The sequence below is a fragment of the Eubacterium coprostanoligenes genome (genome assembly GCF_900167205.1).
GTDB lineage: Bacteria > Bacillota > Clostridia > Oscillospirales > Acutalibacteraceae > Eubacterium_R > Eubacterium_R coprostanoligenes.
In genome coordinates, this window is the sequence record NZ_FUWW01000028.1 from 1 (window position 1) to 6222 (window position 6222).

Annotated in this window: 4 protein-coding genes; all 4 read left to right on the forward strand. The window is 41.4% G+C overall.

Annotation, left to right across the window (positions count from 1 at the left end; translation table 11 throughout):
- Nucleotides 1–442 precede the first annotated feature (442 nt).
- Entirely contained in the window at nucleotides 443–1936 is a 1494-nt protein-coding gene (locus B5D29_RS08320; protein ID WP_078769100.1) for a Y-family DNA polymerase, read from the forward strand.
- Nucleotides 1933–2325, forward strand: a complete 393-nt coding sequence (locus B5D29_RS08325) for a YolD-like family protein (protein ID WP_078769101.1) — start codon at nucleotides 1933–1935, stop codon at nucleotides 2323–2325. Before B5D29_RS08320 ends, B5D29_RS08325 begins: the two co-directional genes overlap by 4 nt.
- 60 nt (nucleotides 2326–2385) lie before the next feature.
- Nucleotides 2386–4962 (forward strand): translation factor GTPase family protein, encoded by a 2577-nt coding sequence (locus B5D29_RS08330; protein WP_078769102.1) that lies wholly within the window; start codon nucleotides 2386–2388, stop codon nucleotides 4960–4962.
- Nucleotides 4963–5085: 123 nt separating this feature from the next.
- Nucleotides 5086–6222: electron transport complex subunit RsxC (rsxC, locus tag B5D29_RS08335; protein WP_078769103.1), on the forward strand; the 1137-nt coding region annotated here is incomplete at its 3' end.

The following is a 6222-nucleotide window of genomic DNA, read 5'->3' on the forward strand; positions in this document are numbered from 1 at the left end:
CTTGCAAAAGAATCTGAACACGGAATTTATCTTGACGAAAGTCCCGTCTCTCGCACCAAAAAATAGCAATTACCATTTGGTGATTGCTATTTTTTTATGCTATGAGATGTATGATTTTTTCTGCCGTAATGTTTAATTTATGTTATTATAACTACAAGTTGACTAATTTTATGAATAAATAATTAATGTTTTTTGTATACAATTGACAAATATGGCTGTTTGTTATAGAATAAGCCTATGCAGACAGCAGTTAGCAGAGAGACAATGGGATGATGAAGGGCACGCTTCTTTAGGAAGGCGTGCTTTTTCATTTTGTCGTTTGATACAGTCTGTACTAAAAAATACCCTTTAATATCAAATTCGAACATTTGTATTGATTTTTAGTTTTTATGTGATATAATGTTTTCAGTAACCAATAATATTTGTACGGAGGCTTTTTTGTATGGCAAAGCAAAAAACATATATCGCAATAGATTTAAAATCTTTTTATGCCTCTGTTGAATGTGTTGAGCGAGGACTTGACCCGCTGAAAAACAATCTTGTTGTTGCCAATGACAGCAGAACGGAAAAGACCATTTGCCTTGCCGTGTCGCCGTCATTGAAAGCGTATGGAATTCCGGGCAGAGCACGACTTTTTGAAGTTGTTGAGCGTGTTCGCCAGGTCAATAACAATCGCAAACTGAAAAATAATTATGCCGAATTTAAGGGCGAATCCTATAATGCCGATGAATTGACAGATGATGAGCTGAAGTTGTCGTATATCGTTGCTCCGCCTCGGATGAATCTTTACAAGAAATACAGCAATAGAATTTTTGCCATATATTCGAGTTTTGTGTCGCCCGAAGATATTTTGGTTTATTCAATAGACGAGGTGTTTATTGACGCAACGAGTTATCTCCGCACTTCAGGCATAACCGCTCACCAAATGGCGATGAATATGATAAAAGCCGTTCTTGACGAAACGGGTATAACCGCCACTGCGGGAATAGGCACAAATATGTATCTTTGCAAGGTTGCTATGGATATTGTTGCCAAGCATATTGATGCCGATGAAAACGGCGTCAGAATTGCTGAACTTGACGAAATGTCTTATCGTCAAAAATTGTGGGATTATCGTCCGATTACTGATTTTTGGCGTGTAGGCAAGGGAACTGCAAAACGGCTTGAAAGCGTTGGAATTTACACAATGGGCGACATTGCAAAATGTTCTGTCGGTTCGTCAAATGAATTCTATAATGAGGATTTGTTGTATCGACTTTTTGGCATCAACGCCGAGCTTATCATAGACCACGCTTGGGGTTGGGAACCCTGCACAATCGAAGATGTCAAGGCATACAAGCCCGACACCAAAAGCATCAGCTCCGGTCAGGTGCTCACTCGACCGTATAGCTTTGATGAAACAACCGTTATCGTGCGTGAAATGGCAGAACTTCTTGCACTTGATTTGGTGGACAAAGGAGTTACAACAGACCAAATTGTGCTCACACTTAATTATGATATAGAAAATGTAAAAAACGGCTATAAGGGCGAAATCACAATTGACGGCTACGGCAGAAAAGTGCCAAAGCACGCACACGGAACAGGGAATATAAACCGTTTGACTTCATCGTCAAAGCTCATTGTTGAAACTGCATTGGCTGTGCTTTTCAGGATTGCGGACAGAAATTTGTCTGTTCGCAAGGTCAATATTTCCGCCAATCACATAACCGATGAGAATAAAGTTGAACCGCAGATTTGTCAACTTGATTTCTTCACCGATTATTCAAAGATAAAGGCGGAAGAAGATTGCTTGAAAAAAGAACGGAGACTGCAAAATACTATGCTTCGTATTCAAAAACGATATGGCAAAAACGCTATTCTCAAAGGTACAAATTTGCAGGAATGTGCCACAACGATAGAACGCAATAATCAGGTGGGAGGTCATAAGGCAGAATGAAATATGACGATATTATATCTTTGCCACATCACACCTCAACCAAGAGGGCGCATCTTTCCACGGCTCAACGATCGGCACAGTTCGCTTCTTTTGCCGCCTTGAAAGGCTTTGAGGACGAAATTGCCGAAACCGCCCGTGTAACAGAAGAAAGGGTTGTTCTTGATGAAAACGAGATTGAGGCACTCAATGACGCTTTGCAGTATATTTCATATAATTTGAACGAAATTGCCGAGGTGTCAATCACTTATTTTGTGCCCGACAAATTGAAGTCGGGCGGTGCTTATGTAACTAAAGTCGGCAGTGTAAAAAAGATAGATTCTTTTGCACGCAGGATTTTGATTGACGGCACAGAAATTCTGATTGACGATATTGTCAAAATAGAAATATAATTTTACATTCGGCTCGTGATATGCTATTATATATAATATAAATTATCGTGAGGTGAGAAAATGAAGAAGATTGTTGTCGGCATACTTGCACATGTTGATTCGGGCAAAACCATATTGTCGGAGGCTATGCTGTATCATTCGGGAGCCATCTCAAAACTCGGCAGGGTAGACAGCAAAAATTCTTTTTTGGACACATTTTCTCTTGAACGCTCACGAGGAATAACGATTTTTTCAAAGCAGGCACTGCTTAAATACAAGGAAACGGATATAACGCTTATTGACACGCCGGGGCATGTTGATTTTTCTGCGGAAACCGAGCGAACACTTCAAGTGCTCGATTACGCAATTTTGGTCATCAGCGCAACCGACGGTGTTCAAAGCCACACTCAAACTCTGTGGAAACTCCTTGCAAAGTACAAAGTGCCCTGCTTTATTTTTGTTAACAAGACCGATTTGGACGGCGCTGATAAGGATGTTGTTCTTTATCAGCTGAAAAGCAAATTGAGCGACAGTTGCGTTGATTTCACTTTGCCTGATGATGAGTTGAACGAAAATATTGCTTTGTGCGATGATGTTCTTCTTGAAAAATATGAGGAGGACAGCCTCGGCAAACAGGATGTCATTTCGGCAATAAAAAACAGAAAAGTCTTTCCTTGTATGTTCGGCTCTGCGCTCAAACTTGACGGTGTAGATGCCTTTATGGATTTAATCAATGATTATACCGAGCAACCGCAGTATGGCTCTGATTTTGGCGCAAAGGTGTACAAAATATCCGAGGATAAAGGTCAGCGACTCACTATGATGAAAATCACGGGCGGAACGCTGAAAGTGAAAGAAATTCTGAAAAGTGAGAAAAATATAAACAGCGAAAAGGTCAATCAAATTCGCCTTTATTCAGGCGAAAAATTCACCGCTGTTGATGAGGCAACGGCAGGCACGGTTTGTTCCGTCACGGGCATAACCTTTACAAATTCGGGCGACGGATTGGGTGTTGAGGATAACTCATCAATTCCGATGCTTACCCCTGTTTTGACATATACCGTTAATGTTCCCGATGGCACAGATGCCCACACCGTGCTGTCGGATATGCGTATTTTAGAGGCGGAAGACCCGCAACTAAAAGTTGAATGGAATGAGCGTTATTCCGAAATCCATGTCAAACTTATGGGTGATATTCAGCTTGAAGTTTTGCAAACTCTCTTTGCCGACAGATTTGGAATTAATATATCCTTTGGCAAGGGCAGTATAATTTATAAAGAAACTATTGAAGAAGCAGTCGAGGGTGTCGGTCACTTTGAGCCACTCCGTCACTATGCCGAGGTGCATTTGCTGTTGAAACCCGGCAAACGAGGCAGCGGACTTGTGTTCAAAACCGATTGCAAAGAGGATGTTCTCGATAAGAATTGGCAGAGACTTATCCTCACTCATTTGTATGAAAAAACTCATATCGGCGTGCTGACAGGTTCGCCGATAACCGATATGGAAATCATCTTGAAATCGGGCAAGGCACACCCAAAACACACCGAGGGTGGCGACTTCAGGCAGGCAACTTACCGTGCTGTTCGCCAAGGACTCCGCAGTGCAAAAAGCATTTTGCTTGAGCCGTATTATGATTTCGTTCTTGAAATTCCAAACGAAAATGTCGGAAGGGCAATGTCCGATATTCAACTTATGCACGGCACATTCAATCCTCCTGAATTGGACGGGGAAATGTCCGTTTTGACAGGCTCTGCTCCTGTTTCGGCAATGTGCGATTATGCGGGCACGGTGCGTCAGTATACCCGTGGAGTAGGCAAACTTTCGTGCACACTCAAAGGCTATGAGCCTTGCCATAATGCCGAAGAAGTGATTGCCGAGTTCGATTATAATCCCGACAGCGATACCGACAATACTTGCGATTCCGTGTTCTGTTCAAAGGGCGCAGGCTACAATGTGAAGTGGGATGAGGTCAAAAGTCATATGCACTTGCCGAGCATACTTTCAACACCGAAAAGCGAGTATGCTCCAACTCGTTCGGCAGGCAGGATGTCAAACTATGCAGACAAAAACGATTTGTTTGCGCTTGATAAAGAACTTATGGAGATTTTTGAGCAAACCTATGGAAAAATTAAGCACAAAAATCCAAATAACTGCCACTTCACTTTTACTGAAAAAACAGAGAAACAAAACCCTAAAAAGATGCCGAAAGCTCCAAAATACGAAGGTCCAGAATATCTTTTGGTTGACGGCTACAATGTCATTTTTTCGTGGGATAATTTGAAAAAACTTGCCGACAGCAGTATTGACGGAGCAAGGAATGCACTTATCAATATTCTCTGCAATTATCAGGGCTACAAGAGGTGCGAGGTTATTGTTGTCTTTGATGCCTACAAGGTCAAAGGCAATCACCGTGAAATCGAAAAGGTGAATAACATCACCGTTGTTTACACCAAAGAGGCAGAAACAGCAGATATGTATATCGAAAAGGCTTCGCTTGATTTGGCAAAAAAGCACAAGGTCAGAGTTGTCACCTCCGATGCTCTCGAGCAGGTTATTATCCTTGGTAACGGTGCTTTGCGTGTGTCTTCCTGTGAATTTCAGGGCGAGGTAAAATCGGCAGAGGAGAATATTCGTACTATAATTGAAAATAATCATTAAACATTAAACATGATTGATTGTTTTACTGTTGAAATTTTTATTATAATATGCTATATTATTATAAGCATAAAATTTAGTTGGAATAAAAATTTATGTCTAAAAGAGTAGAGAGGATGTTTTTTAATGAAGAAAAGAAAAGCATTAAAAAAGGGACTTCGTCTTTATGAGGGCAAGGAGCTTTCAAAAGATTTTCCTATCACTGCAATTAATGCTTCTTCTGTAACCGTTTATCCTTTGAGCCAGCATATCGGCGAACCTGCCGAGCCACTCGTAAATCCGGGTGACAGAGTGCTTAAAGGTCAGATGATTGCGAAGGCAGGCGGATTTATTTCCGCACCCGTGCACAGCTCGGTTTCAGGCACGGTAAAATCTATTGAAAACCGCAGAGTAATCAACGGCAGTCTTGTAAAATCTATTGTTGTTGAAAATGACGGACTTGATGAAGAGGTCGAGGGAATGGGCGTTAAGTCAAATCCCGATGATTTGACCGTTGAGGAGATTCTCCAAAAGATCAAGGACTTCGGTGTTATTGGTTTGGGTGGTGCAGGCTTCCCGACAGGTGTAAAATTGTCACCTAAAAACGCTGATGAAATCGACACCATCATCATCAACGGCTGTGAGTGCGAACCTTATCTCACCGTTGACTATCGTATTATGCTTGAAAAGGGCGAGCAGATTGTTAAGGCAGTTCGCCAAATTCAAAGACTTTTGCCAAATGCAAAGGCTATTTTCGGCATTGAGGACAACAAGAACGATTCAATTAAGGTTATCAAGGGCTTTATTCAACCTGATGATAATATGGACATCTGCGAACTTAAAACAAAGTATCCGCAGGGTGGTGAGCGTTCACTTATTTATGCCGTAACAGGTAGAAAAATTAATTCAAAAATGCTTCCTGCCGATGCAAAATGCGTTGTTGTAAACTCATCAACCTGCTTTGCAATTTACAATGCACTTTATGAGAATATTCCTCTTATTTATAGGTATATGACCATAACAGGTGACGGCGTTAATCAGTGCAACAACTTCAAAGTGCCAATCGGTTGCAGCCATCAGTATGTAATCGAAAAGTGCGGTGGATTGAAAGAAAATGTAGTCAAGGTTATTTCGGGCGGTCCGATGACAGGCTTTGCTATGAGCACACTTGAAGTGCCTGTTCAAAAGACTTCTGCGTCCATTCTTGCTTTCACAGAGGATGATGTTGCTTCTGTTGAAGCTACAAATTGTATTCACTGTGGCAGATGCGTAAGCGTTTGTCCG

Bases quoted from the DNA above. Each gene is read 5' to 3' on its own strand.
- B5D29_RS08320 (WP_078769100.1), top strand. From the start codon at position 443: ATGGCAAAGCAAAAAACATATATCGCAATAGATTTAAAATCTTTTTAT.
- B5D29_RS08325 (WP_078769101.1), top strand. From the start codon at position 1,933: ATGAAATATGACGATATTATATCTTTGCCACATCACACCTCAACCAAG.
- B5D29_RS08330 (WP_078769102.1), top strand. From the start codon at position 2,386: ATGAAGAAGATTGTTGTCGGCATACTTGCACATGTTGATTCGGGCAAA.